Source organism: Citrobacter sedlakii, from assembly GCF_018128425.1.
In the GTDB taxonomy this organism is placed as follows: Bacteria; Pseudomonadota; Gammaproteobacteria; order Enterobacterales; family Enterobacteriaceae; genus Citrobacter_A; species Citrobacter_A sedlakii.
The window spans coordinates 1,266,512-1,289,959 of the sequence record NZ_CP071070.1; the positions used below are offsets into that span (position 1 = coordinate 1,266,512).

The 23,448-nt window shown below is 50.1% G+C and carries 22 protein-coding genes and 2 pseudogenes; 19 read left to right on the top strand and 5 right to left on the bottom strand.

Annotation, left to right across the window (positions count from 1 at the left end; translation table 11 throughout):
- Nucleotides 1-106 precede the first annotated feature (106 nt).
- From JY391_RS06060 to JY391_RS23970, 10 genes and pseudogenes are all read left to right on the top strand, one after another.
- Nucleotides 107-457, top strand: coding sequence for a phage tail protein (locus JY391_RS06060; protein ID WP_211935406.1), 351 nt, complete (start codon nucleotides 107-109; stop codon nucleotides 455-457).
- The gene (locus JY391_RS06065; RefSeq protein WP_211935407.1) at nucleotides 457-1,227 is read left to right on the top strand and encodes a phage minor tail protein L; all 771 of its coding nucleotides are present in this window, start codon (nucleotides 457-459) and stop codon (nucleotides 1,225-1,227) included. The genes JY391_RS06060 and JY391_RS06065 overlap by 1 nt, the downstream gene beginning before the upstream one ends.
- Nucleotides 1,228-1,239: 12 nt before the next feature.
- Entirely contained in the window at nucleotides 1,240-1,971 is a 732-nt protein-coding gene (locus JY391_RS06070) for a C40 family peptidase (RefSeq protein ID WP_211935408.1), read from the top strand.
- Entirely contained in the window at nucleotides 1,959-2,552 is a 594-nt protein-coding gene (locus JY391_RS06075; RefSeq protein WP_199956055.1) for a tail assembly protein, read from the top strand. The genes JY391_RS06070 and JY391_RS06075 overlap by 13 nt, the downstream gene beginning before the upstream one ends.
- 74 nt (nucleotides 2,553-2,626) lie before the next feature.
- A complete protein-coding gene (locus tag JY391_RS06080; protein ID WP_199956545.1) occupies nucleotides 2,627-3,043 on the top strand; it encodes a YajG family lipoprotein in 417 nt (138 codons plus the stop codon).
- Nucleotides 3,044-3,100: 57 nt separating this feature from the next.
- Nucleotides 3,101-6,298, top strand: a complete 3,198-nt coding sequence (locus JY391_RS06085; RefSeq protein WP_211935409.1) for a TipJ family phage tail tip protein — start codon at nucleotides 3,101-3,103, stop codon at nucleotides 6,296-6,298.
- A gap of 245 nt (nucleotides 6,299-6,543) precedes the next feature.
- Nucleotides 6,544-6,816: a hypothetical protein gene (locus JY391_RS06090; RefSeq protein WP_181821486.1), complete on the top strand. Its 273-nt coding sequence runs from the start codon at nucleotides 6,544-6,546 to the stop codon at nucleotides 6,814-6,816.
- The gene (locus tag JY391_RS06095) at nucleotides 6,816-7,442 is read left to right on the top strand and encodes a hypothetical protein (RefSeq protein ID WP_211935410.1); all 627 of its coding nucleotides are present in this window, start codon (nucleotides 6,816-6,818) and stop codon (nucleotides 7,440-7,442) included. Before JY391_RS06090 ends, JY391_RS06095 begins: the two co-directional genes overlap by 1 nt.
- A 63-nt stretch (nucleotides 7,443-7,505) precedes the next feature.
- Nucleotides 7,506-7,913, top strand: a pseudogene (locus JY391_RS06100) (phage tail fiber protein); the annotation flags it as partial.
- Nucleotides 7,914-9,563: 1,650 nt separating this feature from the next.
- Nucleotides 9,564-9,944: a tail fiber domain-containing protein gene (locus tag JY391_RS23970; RefSeq protein ID WP_374197228.1), complete on the top strand. Its 381-nt coding sequence runs from the start codon at nucleotides 9,564-9,566 to the stop codon at nucleotides 9,942-9,944.
- 304 nt (nucleotides 9,945-10,248) lie between these two features.
- On the opposite strand, the gene JY391_RS06105 is transcribed toward JY391_RS23970, so the two are convergent.
- Nucleotides 10,249-10,488, bottom strand: a complete 240-nt coding sequence (locus JY391_RS06105; RefSeq protein ID WP_206255948.1) for a DinI family protein — start codon at nucleotides 10,486-10,488, stop codon at nucleotides 10,249-10,251.
- 147 nt (nucleotides 10,489-10,635) lie between these two features.
- On the opposite strand from JY391_RS06105, the pseudogene JY391_RS06110 reads away from it, so the two are divergent.
- A pseudogene (locus tag JY391_RS06110) lies at nucleotides 10,636-11,073 on the top strand (Y-family DNA polymerase); the annotation flags it as partial.
- A gap of 481 nt (nucleotides 11,074-11,554) precedes the next feature.
- Here JY391_RS06110 and arsH read toward each other — a convergent pair.
- Entirely contained in the window at nucleotides 11,555-12,253 is a 699-nt protein-coding gene (gene arsH / locus JY391_RS06115; protein WP_130979134.1) for an arsenic resistance NADPH-dependent reductase ArsH, read from the bottom strand.
- A gap of 85 nt (nucleotides 12,254-12,338) precedes the next feature.
- Between arsH and arsR the strand changes: the two genes are divergently transcribed.
- From arsR to arsC, 3 genes are read left to right on the top strand one after another with little or no spacing between them, the layout of a single operon-like run.
- Complete coding sequence (gene arsR / locus JY391_RS06120) at nucleotides 12,339-12,659, top strand: As(III)-sensing metalloregulatory transcriptional repressor ArsR (RefSeq protein ID WP_130979135.1); 321 nt, start codon at nucleotides 12,339-12,341, stop codon at nucleotides 12,657-12,659.
- 45 nt (nucleotides 12,660-12,704) lie between these two features.
- Complete coding sequence (gene arsB, locus JY391_RS06125; protein WP_130979137.1) at nucleotides 12,705-13,994, top strand: arsenite efflux transporter membrane subunit ArsB; 1,290 nt, start codon at nucleotides 12,705-12,707, stop codon at nucleotides 13,992-13,994.
- A 12-nt stretch (nucleotides 13,995-14,006) separates the two neighbouring features.
- Nucleotides 14,007-14,432, top strand: a complete 426-nt coding sequence (gene arsC / locus JY391_RS06130) for a glutaredoxin-dependent arsenate reductase (RefSeq protein WP_130979140.1) — start codon at nucleotides 14,007-14,009, stop codon at nucleotides 14,430-14,432.
- Nucleotides 14,433-14,764: 332 nt separating this feature from the next.
- Here arsC and nhaA read toward each other — a convergent pair whose 3' ends face one another.
- Entirely contained in the window at nucleotides 14,765-15,946 is a 1,182-nt protein-coding gene (gene nhaA / locus JY391_RS06135) for a Na+/H+ antiporter NhaA (RefSeq protein WP_130979142.1), read from the bottom strand.
- A 687-nt stretch (nucleotides 15,947-16,633) separates the two neighbouring features.
- On the opposite strand from nhaA, the gene mrdB reads away from it, so the two are divergent.
- Nucleotides 16,634-17,746: a peptidoglycan glycosyltransferase MrdB gene (mrdB, locus tag JY391_RS06140; protein ID WP_130979144.1), complete on the top strand. Its 1,113-nt coding sequence runs from the start codon at nucleotides 16,634-16,636 to the stop codon at nucleotides 17,744-17,746.
- Nucleotides 17,747-17,819: 73 nt separating this feature from the next.
- On the opposite strand, the gene crcB is transcribed toward mrdB, so the two are convergent.
- A complete protein-coding gene (gene crcB / locus JY391_RS06145) occupies nucleotides 17,820-18,200 on the bottom strand; it encodes a fluoride efflux transporter CrcB (protein WP_130979146.1) in 381 nt (126 codons plus the stop codon).
- Between the two features lie 557 nt (nucleotides 18,201-18,757).
- Here crcB and JY391_RS06150 point away from each other — a divergent pair.
- The 4 genes from JY391_RS06150 (at nucleotide 18,758) to umuC (ending at nucleotide 22,978) form a co-directional block, all read left to right on the top strand.
- A complete protein-coding gene (locus tag JY391_RS06150) occupies nucleotides 18,758-20,236 on the top strand; it encodes a SulP family inorganic anion transporter (RefSeq protein WP_211934405.1) in 1,479 nt (492 codons plus the stop codon).
- Between the two features lie 17 nt (nucleotides 20,237-20,253).
- Nucleotides 20,254-21,081: a universal stress protein gene (locus tag JY391_RS06155; protein ID WP_130979159.1), complete on the top strand. Its 828-nt coding sequence runs from the start codon at nucleotides 20,254-20,256 to the stop codon at nucleotides 21,079-21,081.
- 212 nt (nucleotides 21,082-21,293) lie between these two features.
- The gene (gene umuD / locus JY391_RS06160; protein WP_130979150.1) at nucleotides 21,294-21,713 is read left to right on the top strand and encodes a translesion error-prone DNA polymerase V autoproteolytic subunit; all 420 of its coding nucleotides are present in this window, start codon (nucleotides 21,294-21,296) and stop codon (nucleotides 21,711-21,713) included.
- 2 nt (nucleotides 21,714-21,715) lie between these two features.
- Complete coding sequence (umuC, locus tag JY391_RS06165) at nucleotides 21,716-22,978, top strand: translesion error-prone DNA polymerase V subunit UmuC (RefSeq protein ID WP_130979161.1); 1,263 nt, start codon at nucleotides 21,716-21,718, stop codon at nucleotides 22,976-22,978.
- Nucleotides 22,979-22,993: 15 nt separating this feature from the next.
- On the opposite strand, the gene JY391_RS06170 is transcribed toward umuC, so the two are convergent.
- On the bottom strand, nucleotides 22,994-23,440 hold the full coding sequence (locus JY391_RS06170; RefSeq protein ID WP_130979152.1) for a hypothetical protein: 447 nt from the start codon (nucleotides 23,438-23,440) through the stop codon (nucleotides 22,994-22,996).
- Nucleotides 23,441-23,448 lie beyond the last annotated feature (8 nt).

Below are 23,448 nucleotides of genomic sequence, written 5' to 3' on the forward strand. Positions count from 1 at the left end.
AAAGTTGAAAAAGGGTTTTGGGTTGATGTTTTATAGGGCTGCTTGCCTCCCAAGCTTTTAACCAATATCAAGCCTCGCAAATGCGGGGCTTTTTTATGGAGTAAATATGGCAGTTGAAACATACAACTGGCGCTCGCAGCTCGGTGCTGGCGCGATTGAATACAGTCAGACAGTGCGAGCGGCGCAGTTTGGCGATGGCTACGAGCAGGTGGCCGAAAATGGCATCAACTCCACGGCGATACAGGTACCGATGAAGCACGTTGGCAGTGAGTCGGAGGTAAACGCAGTGCGTGCTTTTCTCCTGGCTCACACCGTTAAAGCTTTCATCATAACGCCTCCAGGCGAAGAGAAGGGATTATACCGGGTTGTCGCCGACTCTGTTCGCAAAAACCAGATCAGCAGCAAATTCGCTGAGCTGACGTTCACTATCAAACGCGCATACGGAGTTTACGCATAATGGCATTAGTCGATCAGGCAGCGATGCTGGCACCGGGTGGCAGAGTACGCTTGGTTGAAGTTGACGCCTCAGAATTCAGTGGCGGGGTCCACCGCTTTCACTACGCACCATTCCCACATACGCATGAGGAGATAGACGCGGCAAACGGTGACGAGAACAAGCTTGGGCCGAAGCCGCTAGTTTTCGGCGGGAAGGTTTATGACTTCTGGCCGTTTCAGATAACTGGCCTGGCACTCTCAACAGACCAGGCGGCAGAGCCGTCTCTTAGCGTTTCCAACCTCGACGGTCATATCACGGCGCTGTGCCTCCAATTTAAGGATATGGTTAACGCCAAAGTGAGCATTATCGACACTTACGCGGTTTATCTCGATGCCGTGAATTTTCCTGGTGGCGTAAACCCGACAGCTGATTCGACAATGTTCACGCTTCAGACCTTCTGGCTTGATACCAAAACCTCTGAAGACGACGAGGTGGTAACCTGGGCGCTCAGTAGCCCGGCCGATTTGCAAAACCTTGTGATCCCAACCCGACAAATCACCTCACTTTGCGAATGGGCGCTACGTGGGCAGTACCGGAGCGGCGACGGATGCTCATATAACGGCACGGCGTATTTCGACGCGAAGGGGAATCCGGTATCAGATCCGGCCCTTGATGTGTGTGGCGGTTGCTTAAGTGACTGCCGTAAACGATTTGGCGCTGGCCTTGCAGATCCTAACGCGGCAATTCTCGACTTTGGCGGCTTTCCGGCAACCGTTCTCTTCACCCGATAACCGGACGTAGCAATGAATAAAACCATATTGGCAGCTATCCGGGCTCATGCGCTGGAGGAATCCCCGCGCGAGAGCTGCGGACTCGTTATTCAGTCTGGCCGTCGCCAGCGCTATATTCCTGTACCAAACACCCACGAAAATCCAACAGAGCATTTCCGCATCGATGGCGAGCATTGGGCGAACGCCGAAGATATCGGAACGATTATGCGCGTCATCCATTCCCATCCTGGCGATGGAGCAAGGCCCATTCCATCCGATCTGGACCGCCAGCAATGCAACAACTCCGGCGTGGTCTGGGGTATTTACGCGCCGGATAGCGACGAATACGCTGAGATAATGCCGGAGGCGGTACCCCTTATCGGGCGTCCGTTTATCCTGGGCTCAAATGACTGCTGGGGACTGGTAATGGATTGGCATGCCACCCAAGGCGTGACGCTTAACGATTTCCGCGTCGATTACCCATGGTGGGAAAGCCAGTACCCGGACAACCTCTATTTTGATAACTGGGAGAAAGAGGGATTCGTTGAGTGCGAGCCCTCGCCAGGCTGTATGGTCATCATGCAGGTTGAATCCAGTAAGTGGAACCACGCGGGGATCATTACCGAGGAAGGCGAGCTGCTTCACCATCTGTACGGACAGCCATCCTGCATCACGCCGTATGCGCGCGGTTATTTCAAAGACAGGACGATGATATGCGTCCGTCACAGGAACCTACCAAAGGAGATAAAATCATGGCGCGTTTAACTACTATTCGTCTGTATGGCGCACTGGGCGCCCGGTTCGGGCGCGTGCATAAACTGGCTGTGCAAACTTCTGCTGAAGCAGTCAAAGCTCTCTGCGTCAATTTTGATGGACTGGAAGAGTATCTAATGAATGCCAAAAAAAACGGCATGACCTTCGCTGTGTTTCGCGGGAAACGCAACATCGGCGTGCAAGATTTCAAGGAGCTTGGTGGTGACAGTGATATCCGCATCGCACCGATAATGGAAGGGGCGAAGAAAGCAGGAGTGTTCCAGACAATCTTGGGGGCTGTTATGGTCGTGGCAGGTATAGCGATCTCATACTTTAGTGGTGGGGCACTTTCAACTTTTGGTGCCACCCTTGCTGCTGGCGGTGTATCGATGATGGCCGGCGGTATCTACCAAATGCTTTCACCTCAGACTAAAGGGCTTCAGGGACGAGATGATCCCGACAACAAGCCAAGCTATGCCTTTGGCGGGGCGGTGAATACCTTGGCGATGGGTAATCCTGTGGCGCTGCTTTATGGCGAACGGGAGATTGGCGGCGCAATAATTAGTGCCGGTATCGTTGCTGAAGATATTTAACCGCCAACTTAATCGGCATCATTGAATTTCGAAATGTTATGCCTACTATGTGGGGGCGTTTGATAAATAAGGTAATGATAGTGAAAAAGTTTCTTTTCCCTTTGCTCGGAGTCATATTACTTTCTGGCTGCGCTCGTCCGTATGGACCAGCCGAAACTATTATCGATAAGCAAATTGTCGTGCCTAAACCGGGAGTAGAGCAAACGAAGGTGACTGTCACAAGGAATAAACAATTTATTGGTGGCGGCAGTGGTGGTACGTGCAGGTTTTTGGTGCAAATCGATGGAAACGATATTGCGAAGCTAAGGCAGAATCAGTTCGTGACGGCCTATTTGAATAATGGCCCGCACAAACTCCGTGTAAGCAATGAATGTAATGTTTTAAGTATGGGAATGCGTAAAACACTTGATATCGATGCCAATGGTCAGGAACAGGAATACCTTGTAGAAGTTGGATTCTGGGGCCAATACAGAATGTGGCGTGTGAAATAAGATCACTCTACCAATCAACGTTAAACCCGCTTCGGCGGGTTTTTTTATGGATGTAATATGGAAGCGATCACTGGTGCAAAGGGTGGGAGCCAGAAACAGCACACACCTGTAGAACAGCCCGATTCGGCGCAGTCAATGGCGCGCTGCCGCATGCTGCTGGCGCTCGGGGAAGGTGAGTTTGCTGGTGGCCTGGATGCGACCCGGATATTCCTGGACGGTACGCCGTTGGGAAACCCAGACGGAACGATGAATTTTGAACATGTGTCATGGGATTTCCGGCCAGGCACACAGACCCAGACGCCAATACCGGGATTCCCTGCTGTCGAGAATGAAACTACGGTTGGCGTATCGCTGACAAAGGCCACCCCATGGACCCGCGCACTGAGTAACACCCAGATTGACGCGGTGTTGGTACGTATTGGCATCCCTGGGTTACAGCAGCAGGAAAACGATGGGGATATTGTCGGTACTACGGTTCAGTACCATATTGATCTGGCGGTGGACGGTGGCGCTTACTCGACAGTCATGACTAAAACCGTCACAGAGAAGCTCAGTTCGCTCTATGAACTAACCCACCGTATTAATCTTCCCAAAGCCAGCACTAGCTGGCAAATTCGAGTGGTGCGTGACACCGACGACAGCACCAGTCAGATGTTGCAGAACAAAACGCAGGTGCAAGCGATTACTGAGGTGATCGATGCTCGCCTGCGATATCCACACACAGCGCTGCTGTACGTGTCTTTTAACGCGAAGTCATTCAACAACATCCCTAAGATTTCCTGCATGCCGAAGGGGCGCATCATCCGAATCCCTTCGAACTATGATCCAATAGCGCGGACCTATAGCGGCACATGGGACGGGACGTTTAAGTGGGGCTGGACGAATAACCCAGCATGGATCTGGTTCGATGTGCTCACTGAGCCACGTTTCGGACTTGGCCGACGCGTCACGGCGCAGATGCTGGATAAGTGGGAGCTCTACCGCATCGCCCAGCGCTGTGACCAGCAGGTACCGGACGGGAAGGGCGGAAACGGCACAGAGCCGCGATTCATGTTTGACGTTTATATCCAGTCGCAGGCCGACGCCTGGCAGGTGATCAAAGACATCGCCGCCGGGTTCAATGGCATGACGTTCTGGGGCAACAACATGTTCAATGTTGTCTCTGACATGCCGGCGGATACGTCGAAGCTGCAAATCCTTACCCGCGCTTCGGTGGTGGGCAAACCTGTTTACTCGAGCGGCAGTGAAAAGACCCGCTTCTCCAGCGCGCTGATTAACTTCAGCGACCCTGACAATCACTATCAGGACCGCACAACAGCGGTGATGTTCCCTGACCTGGTTAAGCAGTTCAAGTTTAAGCAGACGCAGATCACCGCAATCGGCTGTACGCGCGAGAGCGAAGCACAGCGCCGTGGCGGGTGGGCGGTGTATTCCAACTCACTCGACCGGATTATTACGCTACAGACCGGGCTTGATGGCTATGTCTACGTGCCGGGTACCGTGTTTGCATTTGCTGACGAACGCCTTTCAGGGCGTGTTTATGGCGGGCGTATAACCGGATATAACGCCGGGTTGAAGGTTGTGAAGACCGATAGGGGTACCAGTGCCGTTGCGGGTGACACACTGATGATCCGCACACAGGGCGGTACCGTTGAAAGCAGGGTGATACAGGCCGTAAACGGCACACAGCTGGTGGTCGCCACTCCTTTCACGGCAGCGCCGTTACCCAATGCTGTATTCGTCATCGATGCCGGTCAGCTGCGACTGCAGTATTTCCGGGTAACGAACCTAAAATTTGATGATGAAGAAAACACCTTCACAATCACCGGAACCGAGTATAACGCATCAAAATATGATGCGGTCGATAACAATGCCCGCCTGGACACGCCGCCAATCAGTCTGGTTCCAACCGGCCTCGTCAACCAGCCGACTAATATCGCGGTAGCGAGCTATGACGCGGTGCGCCAGGGGCAGCGAGTGGCTACGCTTACGGCTGCGTGGGATGCCCCACTTGATAAAAACGGCAAGACGCAGGCGGATATTGTTGCGTACCAGGTTCAGTGGAAGCGAGGGGATAATGAGTGGATTAACATCCCTCAGACCGGGCTGCGAAATATTGAGGTGGCAGGCATTTTCGAAGGTGATTACCTTGTGCGCGTGCGCGCCATCAATACCGGCGGCGCGTCGAGTTTATGGGCAACCTCCGCTCTTACGCATCTGACAGGCCGCGCGGGCGCCGTACCTAAACCGGTAGGGCTGGAGGCGTCCGATAATATTCTTTATGGCATCAATATTACCTGGTCCTTCCCCGCTGACACAGGAGATACGCTGAATACCGAACTGCAATATAGCGCCAGCCCGGATGGCTCAAATCCGATGCTATTAGCTGCTGTTCCTTATCCGTTGCATCTTTATCAGCAGATGGGGCTGAGCGCAGGACAGCAATTCTGGTATCGGGCCAGGCTGGTAGATCGTATCGGTAATAAATCCGACTGGACAGGTTGGGTAAGGGGTATGGTGAATGACCAGGCCAATGATTACCTGAAGGACATCGCCGATGGCTTCATGAAAGCGGAAGATGGCAAGGAATTAATGAGCCAGTTGGAAACCAGCCTTGAGGCGATCCTCCAGAATTCCCTTGCGGATTACGATAATGTGAACCAGCAGTGGGAGCAGTATGGGGAGAACAAGGCTGGTATTATTCAGGCCTCAAAAGTCGCCGCCGATGCTGAAAAATCCGTGGCCCAGCTGGAAACCGACGTTGCCGCGCAGTTTGAGAGCACAGAGGCAGCAATTCAGGAGAAAATGACCGCCTACACTGATGCGTCGGGCGGCTCTGCTATATACACCCTGAAAACGGGGGTTAAATATAACGGTCAAAATTATGACGCCGGATTATCAGTAGCGGTCACCATAAACGGAACAGCCGTTACTACGCGCGTTGCTATAAATGCCAACCAGTTCGTGGTGATGTCTGGTTCAGGTGACAATGTTTATTCTCCATTTGCGGTAGTTAATGGTCAGGTATTTATCAATGATGCGCTCATTCAGTACGGGCAATTCACGCTGGCCAAAGTTGGCTCATGGTATTCGTCGAATTACGTAGCGGGTATGACAGGCACGATTATGAAAGCGGACGGCTCTTTCGAACTGAACGGTTATACCGCCGGTCAGGGAAGAAGCACAATTGATAACAGGGGGCAAAGAGTTTATGACCAGAATAATGTTCTTAGGGTTGTTGTCGGCCAGTATTAGTGGATGTGCTGGCGTTCCTGATGCAATGATGGCGGGAGTACACCCCGTGGATTGCACTGCTGTCTATACATCTCGCCTGGGGGCAGGAGCGGAAAAACGCACAGCTACGGTCCCGATTAAATATGTCCGGATTGATAAAAACGGCACTATGTGGGTTAAGCCAAAAAACACCTTCAACGTGCGTTTCGCTCCAGGCTGGAAATCACCTGAACATTTCATAAATTATCAGTGCAATGGGGAGGATTATGGCCTACGGCGTTCAGCTCTTTGATCAGTACGGTGTTGAACTGGTCGGTACGTTTTCTCCTGTTTTTATTGTTGACTATATTACGACTCCCGCCTCCGGGAGTCGGACGTATGCAGGTGTTAAAGGTAAAAACCTGAAGGCATATCCTCTTGGGTATGTTGGTTTTGGTGAGGTTTTTGGAACGCCTCCGCCTACGGTTAGCGTTAATGGTAATACAGTTACCTGGTCGGATGTTTCATCACAAGTTCCGGTAATGATGGTTTATGAATAATGGCTTATGGATTACAGATATTTCGTAATGATGGTAGCCTGTGGATTAGCCCGGACGTAACCCCATTAAATTTTATGGGGAAGGTGCGTTTCAGCAATGGCGTTGTCAATACAGGAATCCCGTCAAATAAATCCCTGATGTTTTTTGTCCGGCATGATGGTCCGCATGGCGCCGGAATATTTATACCGAGTAATTCTGGCGGCAGCTGGATAATTACGGTTACATATGCGAATTATTCAGGAGATATTTATTTATTTTCTAATCACGTTAAAAGCCAGCATGGCTGGGGCGTGGCAGTCTATAACTCAGCGCAGGAAATGGTCTGGAATACGGATATGAGGCCTCTTCAGGTTTTTCGGCTGAATAATCCACAGGGGATTAATCAGAACGCCGCATTTACCGTAGCAGCAGGGAGGCCGGTAGCAGTTAATCCCGGAATATGTTCTACCTGGATTGCTCCCATAGACCCCGCCGCAGGTATTTTTCTGACCGGAGCGATGGCAGCTGGCGCGTATGGAGACACTGTTTACGGAACCAGGATAAACGGCAGACAGCAGGGCGGAGGCGTTCCAGCCTGGCGTTATAAGGACAAATTTATCTGTATTGATACCTCGCTGTACCCATAGCCACCCATTCCCTGACCGCTCATATACCCGCTCCGGCGGGTTTTTTATTATCTGGAGAATCACATGTCCGCAGGAACACTCACCCTGACGAATAATTCCAATGCAGTAACCGGTAAAGGCACTGCGTTCACGACAGAACTTGCCGCAGGCGATTTTATCGTTGTTACGGTCGGCGGAGTGCCATATACCCTGCCTGTTAAATCAGTGGAAAGCGATACCGAATTAGCGCTGGTCAGCGTATTCACCGGGCCTACACAATCCGGCGCCGCATGGTCTGCGGTTCCGCGCGTAGCGCTCAACATGGTGACTGCCGCGCTGGTAGCTCAGAGTGCCGAGGCGCTGCGAGGGCTTAACTACGACAAGCAGAACTGGCAGCAGGTTTTCAGTGGAGACAGGGAGATCACAGTCAGGTTGCCGGATGGAACTTCGTTTTCAGGCCCATCCTGGAAGAGCATTGCAGTGACGCTAAGTACGCTGGATGTCGATTACCTCAACCAGCTTGCATCTCAAATCAATCAGGATGTACAGCTGATAGATGCAGATAAAACCACCGTCGTTAATACAGCTGAGAGGGTATCAACCGATGCGCAGACAGCGTCCGTTGCCGCAACAGGTGCAAAATCGTCGGAAACTAAAGCGGCCCAGAGCGAAATCAATGCAGAGAGTTATCAGGGACTAGCCCGTCAATATGCACTTAACCCTGAAGATGTGCCTGTAATGAATGGGGATTACTCGGCGTTTCATTACTCGGAGAAAGCGCGCAAATCAGCGGAAGAATCGGCGTCGCATAACCCTGTAGAATCGCTCGTGAAATCGCTGAACCTTTCAGATCTGGCAGACAGGGCGGCAGCGTGGTTGAACGTTCGCCCGCTCGGGTCAACTCCCTTAGCTGGCGATCCGGTAAATCCATATGACGCAGCAACCAAGAGATGGGTTGAAAACTTAGTGGGCGCTGGCGGCGGAACTGGCCCAACAATGAACGGCGTGCAAAACTACGGGGTAGGGCAGCCCACGCTATGGCATAGCCGCGCATTTATTCCGGCTTATGCGGTTACCGCCGATGGTCAATTACTTATTCGCGCCGACTGGCCTGAGTTATGGGCGCACGCTCAAATGCATACGCCCGTAGACGATGCCGTATGGCTTGCAGATCCGCAAATGCGCGGAAGATACTCAAACGGCAACGGAACAACTACATTTCGTGTTCCCGATCTTAACGGCGCGCAAACTGGGTCTTACACTGAGCTATTTGGACGTGGTGACGGCGGAGTATCAAGTAATTACGGAGTAATAACTCAATCGACTGCGCCAAATATTACGGGTGAGGTTGTTCCCGCCGTTGGTGATTTGGGTGGATGGATATCTCCGATAAATATAGCAGGAAGCACTGGATCGCTTTACGCATATGGAAGCGTCCCTAATATGTATCAGGTAAAACAGTCATCAACTACAGAAGTCGATAATGCACCTAATTTTGTTAAGCTGGATGCGTCAAGGTCAAGCCCGGTTTATGGTCGCTACGGCATCACTGATCGACTGTTCCCTAACAACTTTATCGGCGTATGGATTATCCGCGCGTCCGGTGGTTTTACGGCGGCTAATACATCGTGGAGCGTGATTAATAGCGACAACACCGTTACACCTGGGGTTTATAACAAAGGCGGCTTGATTTCCTCAGAATACAAAGCGGGCGGATCGGTTAAGTCCAGCACCAGTTTGCAAGGGACTTTTAGACAAACATCCGACGGTAGTGTTGGTTCGTGGGGCGATCTGGATGTAAAAACGGATGGCGGAAGTAGCGCGCATTACTCATTCGACGATCAGGGTAATATCGAAATCACTTCAACAACTAGCTGGGGCCGGGTGATGCTTCACCAGTTGGGTTCGAATTGGGGTGAGGTTGAGTTAAACCCCGGATGGGTGGCGAACACACGCGGCGGGTTTAACGTAATGTCAGAAAGCAATAATTACGATAAATTATCTACCGGACTTAATATATTTTCGGCAATTCCGACCGGATACCCAACAAAGGTAGGATTTCACCAATACTCGCCAGGAAACGACCAATTCGGATCTGGGCTTATCACGGTGTGCGGCGATGGTGGGTATTTTAGCCGGTATATGTTTAACATATACGGCGATATAACCGGGTCTAATAAAGACGGGGCGTTTAACTATACTAAAAATGGCGTTTCGGACATAAACCGTAAAAAACTCGTGCAGTATACGGATGGGGCGCAGTCGTATGAAAACGTTAAAAAAGTTAAGCCGGTTGATTTTGTATATAAAACCGATGAAAGAGAACGTAAGCGCCGCGGTATCATCGTGCAGGACGCACAAGACGATATCGATCCAGAATGGGGTCATGCGGTAGAAAATGAGATTGGGGAGACTACAATCTTCCTTGATAACAACGCCATTACCATGGATACGCTGCTGGCGCTAAAGTTCGCTATCGATAAGATCGAGCACCTTGAAGAGCGCCTGGCAAAAATGGAATAATAATTTTGAGCCCCCAGTGGGACATGCCTGAAGATAGCATGTTCCACTGAGGAGGATTTCATCACATCCAATTCTGCTTTCCTTGTCTTACCGCTTCCATAATAGCAGAGCCTGTATTTTCGTACTCAGGAAGTGAGAGAACATGCCAACTGTTTCGCATGTAGGCCAGGAGGCAGCAACGTTCGCCTACTGTGCCTTTAATAGCAAAATTGCGCATATTGACTGGAGGGGCGGGGAGGCGTTCGCCGGGTTTAGGGAAATAGATTCTGATCCCAGATATGATTAAGGAGTCCATGTCCATAGTTTAATCGCTCACCAGCCACATATCGGATTCTTCAAACATTTCTTCCAGCATACGGTTCAGCTTCTCTCGATCGCTTTTGCTGGCATCACTATTCAGGCCGTTTGCCTGCATCGGCTTCACCTTCACTTCTGCATCCGGGAAAATCCGATGCACACGCTTCGTCAGTTCAGCCAGGATGATCTCTCTGGCTCCCGTCAATCCCTCAACATTACGCTTGTCATAAACCAGCTCAACAAACATATTTTTTCTCCTTACTTTACTGGTTGGATATACAGTATTTATACTGTTTTAAAACTCAGTGTCAATGCAAGGGAGGATTTATGAATTATACCATTAGAAAAACATCGGCTTACGTTATGCCAGTTGCTGAGGTTGAGCTGAGTTAAGATGTTTGCCCTGGTTGATGTGAACTCATTTTATGCGAGTTGCGAGACGGTGTTTAGGCCAGATCTTAAGGGAAGGCCCGTTGTCGTATTGTCTAACAATGACGGTTGCGTGATTGCGCGTAGCGCGGAAGCTAAAGCCGCTGGGATAGCGATGGGGGAGCCGTACTTCAAGTTAAAAGATCAAATTCGGCGCGCAGGCGTCGTTTGCTTCAGCAGCAACTATGAGCTGTATGCGGATATGAGCCAGCGGGTGATGACCACGCTCGAAGAGCTGGCGCCGCGGGTGGAGATTTACTCTATAGACGAGGCGTTCTGTGATCTGACTGGTGTGCGTAACTGCCGTGTGCTGGAAGACTTCGGCAGGGAACTGCAGGAAGCTGTCTACAGGAATACACGACTTGCGGTAGGCGTTGGCATAGGGCAGACAAAGACGCTGGCCTTATACAGTGATCAATATATTTTCATTTGAGGCCTACTGAAAGTAAGCTTTCCTCATGTGCTATCAGCTTATGTTGTGCTGCAGCATCGCTGTGAGTCTTATCAATGAAGAGCAAATGATTAGCGGTTGCCGCTTCGGTTGAAGGAAAAGAGTCAGATACAAAAAAAGCGGGGGTAGCACCCCGCTTTGGTATTTTTGGTAAGTAGCAACCCAAAGGCGGGCAACTCCTCACATCCTAACGCTAAAAGTTGTAAGAATACAAAACTTTTCGAATGCAATTTTTCGCACGGTATATCTTCCCGACTGGTTAGATTATGTAGTCAAAATGCTATATATCGTTAAAGCATGCTGCCTGTTATAGACAAAGATGTCCGTTCCTCGCTCACGGCTCATAGCAGATGGAACATCTACCTCGGGCATCTTTTTTCCAGGAGCTGACGTTGTTGAGTTCACTCAGGATGGGTTCACGATACAAGGAACTCTATATTTTCTCCTGATTGACGCGGGCTGACAGTTCCTGATGGCTTTCTTTGCGTTCGCTGTAACGATCGGCAAGGTACTCCGTATGACCTTTCAGCAGCAGCGTGCTTTTGAACAGCTCTTCTGCCACATCCACGATGCGGTCATACCAGGATGATGGTTTCATTCGCCCGTTTTCATCAAATTCCTGCCAGGCTTTCGCCACGGAAGACTGATTCGGGATGGTGAACATGCGCATCCAGCGTCCCAGAATCCGCATCTGATTGACGGCATTGAAGGACTGAGAACCGCCACATACCTGCATGACCGCCAGCGTTTTTCCCTGGGAAGGACGAACAGCGCCCTCTGACAAAGGGATCCAGTCAATTTGCGCCTTCATTATTGCGCTCATCGCCCCGTGGCGTTCCGGGGAACTCCAGACCATGCCATCACACCATCTCACCAGTTCGCGCAGCTCCGTCACTTTAGGGTGAGTTTCTGGTGCATCATCAGGCAGAGGCAAGCCGGACGGGTTAAATGTTTTGACCTCAGCACCCATAGCAATGAGCAATCGACCTGCTTCCTCGGCAGCAAAACGGCTGTATGAACGTTGACGTACTGACCCATACAGAATCAGGATACGTGGTGGTGTCGGATGCTGAAGCCGCTCAGCGATCTGCCTGTCGAAACACTCAGCATTCAGGGCTGGAAACTGATCCATTTTTTCTTCCTCTCAAAAATCGATAATGTTCAAATCAATATATATGTTTTATCATATGTGTATTCTAAATTTACCGGAAGCGAAAATGCTACAGCCTGTTCAGCTTTTCAAAATTCTGTCAGACGAAACCCGTCTGGCTATCGTGATGCTTCTCAGGGAATCGGGCGAGATGTGCGTGTGTGACCTTTGCGGGGCCACCTCCGAGTCGCAGCCCAAAGTTTCCCGGCATATGGCAATTCTGCGGGATTCTGAGCTCGTTCTGGACCGTCGGGAAGGGAAATGGGTCCATTACCGACTTTCTCCACATATGCCCGCATGGGCAGCAGAAACCATCACGACATCCTGGCACTGCCTGCGGGAAGACGTTCGTCAGTGGCTGGATAAATCAGCGGCATCATCCTGCTGAGATGAATCGAACACATTCTTTTAATCATATATAATGGAGTCGGAAATGTTACTGGCAGGGAGTATATTTTTGCTGACACTGATCCTGGTTATCTGGCAACCCGGGGGACTCAGTATTGGCTGGAGCGCAAGCATTGGTGCTGCGCTGGCCTTGGTATTTGGTGTTATCCATATGGGTGATATTCCGGTGGTCTGGAATATAGTCTGGAACGCAACCGCGACCTTTATCGCGGTAATTATCATCAGTCTACTGCTCGATGAGTCGGGTTTTTTCGAATGGGCTGCGCTGCATGTCTCCCGTTGGGGCAACGGACGTGGTCGTCTGTTGTTTACCTGGATTGTCCTGTTGGGTGCAGCTGTAGCGGCACTGTTTGCTAACGATGGTGCTGCGCTTATCCTGACCCCCATCGTCATCGCCATGTTGCTCGCGCTGGGGTTCAGCAAACAGACAACGCTGGCCTTTGTCATGGCCGCCGGGTTTATTGCCGATACCGCCAGCCTGCCGCTTATCGTGTCGAACCTGGTGAACATCGTCTCTGCTGACTTCTTCCAGCTTGGCTTTACGGAATACGCATCCGTCATGCTTCCCGTTGATATTGCTGCCATCGCCGCCACTCTGGGTATGCTGCATCTGTTTTTCCGCCGGGATATTCCTGCGACCTACAACGTCACTCTACTGAAAGCACCTGCCAGTGCGATTAAAGATCCCGCAACTTTCAAAGCCGGTTGGGTTGTTCTGGTTCTGTTGCTTGCCGGGTTCTTTGTGCTTGAGCCTATGGGGATCCCCGTCAGCGCTATTGCAGCCGTCGGCGCTGCAGTGCTGTTCGCCGTTGCGAAAAAGGGTCATGCCATTAATACCGGAAAAGTGCTGCGCGGTGCGCCGTGGCAGATCGTTGTGTTCTCACTGGGTATGTACCTGGTGGTCTACGGTCTGCGCAATGCTGGCTTAACGGAGTACCTTTCCGGGGTTCTGAATGTGCTGGCGGATAAGGGACTGCTGGCGGCAACGTTTGGCACGGGTTTCCTGACTGCATTCCTGTCATCAGTCATGAACAATATGCCAACCGTTCTTGTTGGAGCACTGTCGATTGACGGAAGCATGGCGTCCGGCGTCATCAAGGAAGCGATGATTTACGCCAACGTGATTGGCTGCGATTTAGGCCCCAAAATCACGCCAATAGGCAGTCTGGCGACCCTGTTGTGGCTGCACGTCCTGTCGCAAAAAAATATGACCATCAGCTGGGGGTATTACTTCCGCACGGGTATCATCATGACCCTGCCTGTGCTGTTTGTCACTCTGGCCGCGCTGGCGCTGCGGCTCTCTGTCACTTTGTAATGAGATACTGATATGAGCAACATAACCATCTATCACAACCCGGCCTGTGGCACGTCACGTAATACGCTGGAAATGATCCGCAACAGTGGCAATGAGCCCAGCATTATTTATTACCTTGAAACGCCCCCGGCTCACGATGAACTGGTTAAACTTATTGCAGATATGGGGATCACAGTCCGTGGTCTGTTGCGTAAAAATGTGGAGCCTTACGAGCAATTAGGACTTTCAGAAGAGACATTCAGCGATGAGCAACTGATTGGTTTTATGCTCGAACACCCCATTTTAATTAACCGTCCCATCGTCGTGACTCCTCTTGGAACCCGCCTGTGCAGACCTTCCGAAGTCGTACTGGATATACTGCCGGAGCCTCAGCAAGGAGCATTCACGAAAGAGGATGGTGAAAAGGTCACTGACGAAACGGGGAGGCGGGTTAAGTAATCTATTCACTTCATATTAGCGGGCACCTGTTTACTTGATGCAGGCGTCCGCTCTTCGCTCAAAGCAGACCTTGCAGTTTTTCACACCCATCCGCTTAGTGCCATAAGCGGACAAAAACTCGAGCATTACGAATCAGGAAAAGAATGGATTGGTTTTCCCCGCCATTAGTAGCCCAAGGCCTTAACAATGAAAGACAACACAAATAGCAATCTGCCGCAGGATCCGAGAGTCTTAACCACCGCCAGAAATTATTACAGTTGCAAGTAGTGATGAACAACCGGAATGATGACATTTGAACGACACAGACCCTGTGTCGTTCAAACGCCTGAAAGCTACCTTGATGTAGGGGAGCTGCTGAAACGCAGAATTAACATACCTGTAATCACGGCCAGAAGAGATCCCGCCAGAACGCCTACTTTCACCTCGTCGATCAGCAACTCATTCCCGGCGAAAGCAAGATTTCCGATAAACAGGCTCATCGTAAAGCCAATCCCGCAAAGCACGGATACGCCATATACCTGTATCCAGTTACTGTTTTCAGGTCGGGAGGCGATGCCAAGTTTAACAGCAAGCAGGGACAGACCAAAAACCCCCACCTGTTTACCAAGAAAGAGCCCCATAGCAACGCCAACCGGGACGGAGGAAAGCAGGTCATCCATTGTCATTCCCGAAAGCGCGACGCCCGCATTAGCGAATCCAAACAAAGGAAGGATCAGGAAGGTGACCCAGGGATTGATAATGTGTTCAAGTCTGTCGAGTGGCACTCTGCCATCTCTGTCATTTGTTCTTAACGGAATACTAAAAGCCAGCAGAATGCCTGCGATGGTAGCATGCACGCCGGACTGTAACATGAAGAACCAGAGTAATGCCCCTGCCAGAATGTAGGGAAGTAACCGGGTTACGCCGGTGCGATTGAGTAGAATCAGAAGCGCAACCATAACCGCGGCAGCACCCAACATTACCAGTGAGATGTCGCTGGTGTAGAAGAGGGCAATAATGGTCACTGCGCCCATATCATCAAGAATCGCCAGTGCAGACAAAAATATTTTCAGGGATGGGGGGACACGACTTCCCAGAAGCGCTAACACGCCAAGAGCAAATGCAATGTCGGTTGCAGCAGGTATTGCCCAGCCAGCAAGCGTATCGGGATGAGCGCGGTTAAGTCCGACATAAATCAGGGCGGGAACGACCATTCCCCCTATTGCCGCAAAACCCGGCAGCGCACGCTGACTCCAGGTTGACAGCTGCCCGATCAGTAATTCCCGTTTGATTTCCAGACCGACCATCATAAAAAAGGCCGCCATCAGTGCGTCATTTATCCAGTGCTCTACTGACAACCCAACGGCTTTGGTATCCAGTAAAGTCTCGTACCCTGCACGCAATGGAGAATTGGCTACTATGATGGCCGCGAGAGAGGCAAGGATCAGCACGACCCCCCCCGCTATGGGCGAACTAAAGAAATCTGAAACAGGCTTAATGACCCTACCGGTCCTTCCTGAAGGATGCTTCGACATTCATACCTCCCAAAGATATGTAAAAAAGTATTGAAACCAGTTAAACCATTGCAGCCTGGCAAAAAAGGAGGTGACAGGCTGCAATGGTTTCATTTCATACAAATTAATCTTATATATTAGGGAGTTAGTAACACATAAGACCGCTTTATATTTTATCACGAAATCATCCTGTCTCTCATCCGCACAGGTAAAGAACCGTAAAGAGCGCTCTTCGTTGTGTTTTCTTAACAGAACAAGGACTAACAGGCAGCTGTTGAGGTTACGTTTATGTTTTTCGTGGGATGTTGAAGGATTAATTTCATACGACTGATTAATTAAAGCCGCTAACGATTAATGTTGCAGCCTCACTGAGGGCTGAGACAGGTATCTCCTGTTTGCCCTCTATGAGTGGATCAAAGTTTAACCTTCCCGATACTCAGGATACTTCGCCATGAACCCTGTAAAATCCACCACTCAGTTACCCCTTTCCCAGAAGGTGCTTTTTAGAAGAAGAGCCATGACTGCTTTTCTGTCAGTTCTGGTTATGACCGGGTTACTGCTCACTGTTTTGTGCCGCCTGATTCTTCAGTTTTCTGCACTCTAATTTACAGTTTGCAGCAATCCCACCAGAGTGGCCTCATTACGTTTTGTATTTTATAGTCCGGCCCCTTACACATCAGCCGGACATTTTATTTTCAGGTAATCACTATGACCTCTGATACTCCGCGTAAATCGCTGTGGGACAAACTACATATTGACCCGGTATTTATGCTCCTTATCCTTGCCCTGCTTTGCTACAGCGAAATGGTCATCTGGAGCGCCAGTGGCCAGAATGAAGGAATGATGATCCGTAAGTCAGGACAGATAATTGCGGGTCTTTTCGTTCTTATCGTTATGGCAAGGATTCCACCCAGGCTATATGAGAACTGGGCACCTGCCCTCTATACGATCTGCATTTTGTTGCTGATAGCAGTAGATGCTTTTGGCGCGATATCTAAAGGAGCGCAACGCTGGCTGGACCTGGGTTTTGTCAGGTTTCAGCCTTCAGAAATAGCCAAGATAGCAGTACCACTAATGGTTGCCCGCTTCATCAACCGGGATACCAGCCCGCCAGGCATGAAAAACACAGTGCTGGCCTTACTATTGATACTATTTCCGACTCTACTGATAGCCATTCAACCTGATATGGGAACATCTATACTGGTCGCGTTGTCAGGCCTGTTCGTTCTCTTTCTGGCAGGACTAAACTGGAAGTTGATTGCAGGGGCGTTTGCGGCACTCGGAGCGTTTCTGCCAGTGTTATGGTATTTCCTCATGCACGATTACCAGCGGAGAAGAGTATTAATGCTTCTTGATCCAGAATCCGACCCGCTGGGCGCGGGGTACCACATAATCCAGTCCAAGATAGCGATAGGTTCAGGTGGACTTCACGGAAAGGGGTGGCTGCATGGAACCCAGTCCCAACTCGACTTTCTTCCGGAAAGGCATACAGATTTTATTTTCGCTGTGCTGGCGGAGGAACTGGGGATGATGGGAGTGTTGATACTGGTTGCGCTGTATCTGGCACTGATTATACGTGGATTATGGATAGCCTCTCAGGCACAAACAGTTTTTGGCCGCGTTATGGCCGGTAGTGCAATGTTAATACTGTTCGTCTATGTATTTGTGAATATCGGTATGGTCAGCGGTATCCTGCCCGTCGTAGGTGTTCCCCTGCCGCTGGTAAGCTACGGTGGGTCTGCGCTTATTGTTCTGATGGCCAGTTTTGGTATCGTTATGGCCGTTCACACGAACCGTAAGATGCTCTCTAAAAACGTGTGAGCTCGGGCGAATGAGCCGCACAATTGTGCGGCATTTTCAATGGAACGCATTCCGTTCTACCGAAATATAATTATTACCCTGCAATTGTGACGAGATAAAAGCCTGCAGCAGTCATCATAACTGCGCCTGTTACATGAATAAGCATGGATGCAAACGCCCAGAAATAGTTACCTGACTGAAGTAATGTAAACACTTCCGCTGAAAAAGTCGAAAATGTGGTCATTCCTCCGCAAAGTCCGGTGGTGATAAGCAGTTTCCATACGGGGTCGATATGTGGATGGCGTAAAAACCAGGCCATCGCAGCTCCGATAATAAAGCCGCCAGTGAGATTGACGATAAGGGTACCAGGCGGAAGGTTTGGGAAAAGAGTATTTAGTCGCACGGCCAGAAGCCAGCGAATCACGCATCCAACAGCCCCTCCAACGATGACCGCCAACAGGGATTTAAAGAACATGAGTTCCTCATGTGTTAACAGGAAAAGGATGCTCACAGTATATAGGGAGCGCGAACGGATTTCAGATCTACCTGTGGCACGCGCAGGCTTCCATTTGTTTGTTACAGTTCCATCTCCCAGAGTAGATAATGGGTATCTTTCACCTGACAAGGTCCGCTTTTCGCTCACAGCGGAACTTCAGCCCTGTTAGATTGACCGCTCAGTGCCAGAAGCGGACATTATCAAAAGTACAATTAATCAAGAAATGGCTTATGGCCCTTACAGAAGTTGTTCCAGGTTTGACCCTGTCTGTGGTTAGTTTATAGTATTGTCGGCTTTGGATTGAGTTCAGGCCCTATGTTTCTCAGTTGTCCCTGGCAACTGACAGGCAATACCCACCTGCTATGGAGAATCTGATAACCGTTATGCGTATTACGCCACCCTGAGTTTTTCCTTCCTCCGTCGTACTGAGCGAGCCTCAGCACGCACTCATTAACATCCCGTCTGCGGGTGTGCTTTATCGTACGTAAAATTGTTGCCCTCCTGGGCTGACTGTACCTAAAAACTGAGAAATTACTATGTTGCTGTCCTCGACGCGTAAGGACTGGCTGGGTAACGTCCGTGGTGACGTTCTGGCCGGTGTTGTTGTCGCGCTCGCACTCATTCCAGAAGCGATCGCCTTTTCCATTATTGCCGGTGTCGATCCCCAGGTGGGTCTCTACTCGGCGTTCTGTATTCCTCTCGTTATGGCCTTCTTTGGCGGGCGTCCGGCGATGATTTCTTCATCTACCGGTGCAATGGCGCTACTGATGGTGACGCTGGTGAAAGATCATGGCTTACAGTATTTACTGGCAGCTTCCATACTGACCGGTATATTCCAGCTGATAGCCGGTTACCTGAAGCTCGGTGGATTGATGCGCTTTGTTTCACGCTCAGTGGTCACGGGATTTGTTAATGCACTGGCAATACTGATTTTTATGGCCCAGTTACCTGAGCTGACCAACGTTACATGGCATGTTTATGCCATGACTGCGGCAGGGCTGGGAATCATCTATCTCTTCCCCTATATCAACAAAACCATTCCTTCACCGCTTGTGTGCATCGTGGTGCTGACCGTCATAGCCATGTGGCTGCATCTGGATGTGCGAACCGTCGGCGATATGGGGAAACTCCCCGACAGCCTGCCGGTCTTTCTGGTTCCTGACGTGCCTTTAAATCTCCATACGCTGCTCATCATACTGCCTTATTCTGCTGGGCTTGCGGTGGTTGGCCTGCTTGAGTCGATGATGACCGCCACGATTGTGGATGACATGACCGACACGCCAAGCGACAAAAACCGGGAGTGTAAAGCGCAGGGTATCGCGAATATTTGCACATCCTTTATCGGAGGAATGGCAGGCTGCGCGATGATTGGGCAATCCGTTATCAACGTAAAATCCGGTGGTCGTGGACGGCTTTCAACCCTCACAGCTGGCGTGGTGCTGCTTTGCCTGATTGTGTTCCTGCGCGACTGGGTATCACAAATCCCGATGGCGGCGCTAGTCGCAGTGATGATTATGGTTTCCATCGGGACATTCTCCTGGCGCTCCATTACAAACCTGCGTACACACCCCCTTTCAACCAGCGTGGTTATGCTTGCCACCGTCGCAGTTGTGGTGGCAACACATAATCTGGCCTTCGGCGTGCTGACCGGTGTACTAATTGCTTCGCTCAACTTTGCTACGAAAGTATCCCGTTTCATGCGTGTAACCTCAGTTCCGGAAGGGACGAGTCGAACTTATACCGTCACCGGCCAGGTATTCTTTGCATCAGCAGATCGCTTTACCAGCCACTTTGATTTCCGTGAGGCGATTGAGAATGTGACGATAGATGTTTCACACGCCCATTTCTGGGACATCACTTCGGTGAGTGCCTTGGACAAGGTGGTTATTAAGTTCCGCAGAGAGGGAGCTGAGGTTGAGATACGCGGGATGAATGATGCCACCCGTACCATTGTTGACCGGTTTGGTGTGCATGATAAACCCGAAGAAGTTGATAAATTAATGGGAGGTCATTAATGTCCGAAAGTCATGAAATGAACAACACCGTTGTTGCCTGTGTGGATGGCTCGTCATCAACAAAGGCAGTCTGCGAATATGCGGCCTGGGCTGCCTCCGCGCTGAAGATATCGGTGGCCCTGCTTCATGTCCTGGAAAAAAGTGACCAGCCTTTGGTTTCGGACCTGACAGGAACCATTGGCTTAGACAGTCGGGAGCATTTTACAGATGAGCTGGTTCGCCTTGAGGGTGAACGTAACCGATTATTGATGACGCAGGGTAAAGCCATCCTGAAAAACTGTGCTGAACTGCTGACAAAGGCGGGATTACCGGCACCACAGCAATTACAAAAACATGGCACGCTGGACGGGATTTTGGCTGAACTGGGGGATACGCGTCTTATGGTGCTGGGGCGCCGGGGGGCATCCAATCCGGTCGGGAGCCATATTGAGAATGTTATTCGTCTGCAAAAAAATCCTGTGTTAATTGTACCCGAAACCTTCTCGGTTCCTTCACGTGTTATGTTCGCCTATGACGGAAGTGAAGCGAGTCTGGAAAATTTGCGTCGACTTTCTGTAAGTCCGTTATTTTTGAACCTGGCCTGCCACCTGGTGATGGTGAATGGAAAATCAGAATTGCTTGAGGCAGCTCACTCTTTGTTGCAAAGAGCTGGCATAACCAGTCAGGCAAGTCTGCTTAAAGCCGACACCGTGACTCAGGCACTGTGCCGCTATGCCGAGGAAAACGAAATTGATCTTATGGTCATGGGGGCATATGGGCATTCACGACTACGCAGGTTCTTTATCGGCAGCAACACAACAGAGATGTTGTCTGATAGCAACCAGCCTCTGCTGATGCTCAGATAAAAACAGGCGGGCCCTGATTTCAGGGTCCGCTTCTCGCTCTCAGCGGACCAAAAAACTTGTAGTGGATTTCTACAATCTCACCTTACGACTCATACGGTAAATCTAAATTACTCCCAACTTCAAACGGTTCCAGAAAACTGCTAGAAGAAGGTTGAACGTGCTAAAACCTCAGTGATACTGTATATAAACACAGTCAAATTGAGTCTCTCATTATGAAGATTTTTTATCCCTTTGAGATTGCCCCCTCTATCCCTCTTCCTCTCTTTACGGAACGGGTACCTTGTGGCTTTCCCAGCCCCGCGCAAGACTATGTTGAAGATAGGCTGAATCTCAATACGCTTTTGATAGCCCATCCTAGCGCCACGTATTTTATTAAAGTAAGCGGCGACTCCATGACAGGGGCTGGAATTGGGGATGGTGACCTTCTGGTAATTGACCGTTCTCTGTCTGCAAGCCATGGCGATATTGTGATTGCTGCTGTCGCCGGCGAGTTTACTGTCAAGGAGCTACGAACTCATCCGGTCTTACAACTAGTACCGCACAATAGCAATTACTCACCCATTACGTTTCATCATCCAGAAGATCTGGAAATATTTGGCGTAGTGACATTTTCAGTGAAGTCACATCAATGACGATGTTTGCTCTGGCCGACGTCAACAGCTTTTATACGTCCTGTGAAACAGTGTTCCGCCCGGATTTAAAGGGAAAACCCGTGGTGGTGGTCTCTAACAACGACGGCTGCGTAATTTCGCGTTCAGCAGAGGCAAAAGCGCTCGGCATCACGATGGGAGAACCATTTTTTAAATTGAAAAATAAGACATTCCCCTCTGCAGTGCACATATTCAGCTCAAACTATGCCCTTTATGCCGACCTCAGTGCACGGGTTATGCAGACGCTGACGGAGATGTCGCCATCCATCGAGATCTATTCAATCGATGAAGCCTTTATCGACTTATCGGGCGTAGCCAACTGCATGTCGCTGACAGATTTTGGCAAAACCGTGCGAAACCAGGTGTTTAAAAATACCGGGCTCACGATCGGGGTCGGCGCTTCGCAAACCAAAACGTTAGCAAAATTAGCAAATTACGCAGCAAAAAGATGGCCTGGAACGGGAGGTGTGGTTGATTTATCCGACATATCACGTCAGCGCAAGCTGTTAGAGCGCGTACCTGTAGAGGAGGTATGGGGGGTAGGAAGGCACATAAGTAAAAAACTGAACGCTATGGGGATCAGTACAGCGCTGGACTTAGCCAATAGCTCACCGTGGGTAATCAAAAAGCATTTCAACGTTGTTCTGGAAAGAACGTTGCGTGAACTGCGTGGTGAACCGTGTCTGGAGCTTGAGGAATTCCCGCCAAATAAGCAACAGATTATGTGCAGCCGCTCTTTTGGGTATCGTATTACCGAGTATGCCGATATGCGTCAGGCTGTCTGCACCTATGCAGAGCGCGCTGCAGCAAAATTACGTAGTGAACATCAGTTTTGTGCTTTTGTTAGCGTTTTTCTACGCACCAGCCCGCACGCAGATAATGAAGTTTACTATGGAAATCAATCGTCGGTGAAATTACTGGCACCTTCTGATGATACGCGTGACATCATTCGTGCCGCGATAGAATCACTGGATCGAATATGGGTCGAAGGTTACCGTTACATGAAAGCGGGTGTCATGCTGGCTGACTTTTTTAGTCGCGGCACAGCACAGCTTAATTTGTTTGACAATTTCGCCCCGAAAGCTAATAGCGCGGCACTCATGACGGTAATCGACGGCATTAACGCGTCAGGGAATGGGAAGGTCTGGTTTGCGGGTCAGGGCATCCAGAAGCCCTGGGCAATGAAACGTGAGATGCTGTCACCGGCTTACACTACGCGCTATTCAGATCTGCCTGTCGCTAAATGAAAATGAATACTGGCCTTACAGGTGCGGTAGCTGTAGTGACAGTATTTTCTCTCGCAGGGTGATATTCTGTATTTCACAGTTTTCAAGCTCACGTTCAAGCAAAATAACCTTCGCAATCAGGGCTGTTTTGCTCTTACTCGCAAGAAGATAAGCTCTCCGTAATTCTGACGCTGTTGGATCATTAAGTTCAGTGTCCGAAATGGTACGTTTTTTCTGGCTACTGCCGCTCAGTGTTGCATGTTTTTTGTACATCGCATGGCATTGCCTGTTCCGCAAGATGGTTGAAGCAGATACGCCTTTTCCCGTAGGATCTACGCTTTTTGAAGCCAGAACAACTGTCGTCAGGCTGATTCTTAGCCCCCCTGACAGGAGCACATCAATCGCACGTTTAACCAATGACGCACTGTTTTCAACGCGATTGCGTTGCCAGGCATGAATACCGCTCATATTTTTATTTGTCATACCGCCAA

Excerpts from the sequence above, each read along its gene's own strand:
- JY391_RS23970 (WP_374197228.1), top strand. The coding sequence starts at position 9,564 with ATGTTTAACATATACGGCGATATAACCGGGTCTAATAAAGACGGGGCG.
- arsH (WP_130979134.1), bottom strand. The coding sequence starts at position 12,253 with ATGGATCAGTTTCCAGCCCTGAATGCTGAGTGTTTCGACAGGCAGATC.
- JY391_RS06105 (WP_206255948.1), bottom strand. The coding sequence starts at position 10,488 with ATGTTTGTTGAGCTGGTTTATGACAAGCGTAATGTTGAGGGATTGACG.
- JY391_RS06090 (WP_181821486.1), top strand. The coding sequence starts at position 6,544 with ATGGCCTACGGCGTTCAGCTCTTTGATCAGTACGGTGTTGAACTGGTC.
- umuD (WP_130979150.1), top strand. The coding sequence starts at position 21,294 with ATGAAGATTTTTTATCCCTTTGAGATTGCCCCCTCTATCCCTCTTCCT.
- nhaA (WP_130979142.1), bottom strand. The coding sequence starts at position 15,946 with ATGTCGAAGCATCCTTCAGGAAGGACCGGTAGGGTCATTAAGCCTGTT.
- JY391_RS06065 (WP_211935407.1), top strand. The coding sequence starts at position 457 with ATGGCATTAGTCGATCAGGCAGCGATGCTGGCACCGGGTGGCAGAGTA.
- mrdB (WP_130979144.1), top strand. The coding sequence starts at position 16,634 with ATGACCTCTGATACTCCGCGTAAATCGCTGTGGGACAAACTACATATT.
- JY391_RS06095 (WP_211935410.1), top strand. The coding sequence starts at position 6,816 with ATGGCTTATGGATTACAGATATTTCGTAATGATGGTAGCCTGTGGATT.
- JY391_RS06075 (WP_199956055.1), top strand. The coding sequence starts at position 1,959 with ATGGCGCGTTTAACTACTATTCGTCTGTATGGCGCACTGGGCGCCCGG.
- JY391_RS06080 (WP_199956545.1), top strand. The coding sequence starts at position 2,627 with ATGATAGTGAAAAAGTTTCTTTTCCCTTTGCTCGGAGTCATATTACTT.
- JY391_RS06155 (WP_130979159.1), top strand. The coding sequence starts at position 20,254 with ATGAACAACACCGTTGTTGCCTGTGTGGATGGCTCGTCATCAACAAAG.
- arsR (WP_130979135.1), top strand. The coding sequence starts at position 12,339 with ATGCTACAGCCTGTTCAGCTTTTCAAAATTCTGTCAGACGAAACCCGT.
- JY391_RS06150 (WP_211934405.1), top strand. The coding sequence starts at position 18,758 with ATGTTGCTGTCCTCGACGCGTAAGGACTGGCTGGGTAACGTCCGTGGT.
- JY391_RS06070 (WP_211935408.1), top strand. The coding sequence starts at position 1,240 with ATGAATAAAACCATATTGGCAGCTATCCGGGCTCATGCGCTGGAGGAA.
- arsB (WP_130979137.1), top strand. The coding sequence starts at position 12,705 with ATGTTACTGGCAGGGAGTATATTTTTGCTGACACTGATCCTGGTTATC.
- umuC (WP_130979161.1), top strand. The coding sequence starts at position 21,716 with ATGTTTGCTCTGGCCGACGTCAACAGCTTTTATACGTCCTGTGAAACA.
- JY391_RS06170 (WP_130979152.1), bottom strand. The coding sequence starts at position 23,440 with ATGACAAATAAAAATATGAGCGGTATTCATGCCTGGCAACGCAATCGC.
- JY391_RS06060 (WP_211935406.1), top strand. The coding sequence starts at position 107 with ATGGCAGTTGAAACATACAACTGGCGCTCGCAGCTCGGTGCTGGCGCG.
- crcB (WP_130979146.1), bottom strand. The coding sequence starts at position 18,200 with ATGTTCTTTAAATCCCTGTTGGCGGTCATCGTTGGAGGGGCTGTTGGA.
- JY391_RS06085 (WP_211935409.1), top strand. The coding sequence starts at position 3,101 with ATGGAAGCGATCACTGGTGCAAAGGGTGGGAGCCAGAAACAGCACACA.
- arsC (WP_130979140.1), top strand. The coding sequence starts at position 14,007 with ATGAGCAACATAACCATCTATCACAACCCGGCCTGTGGCACGTCACGT.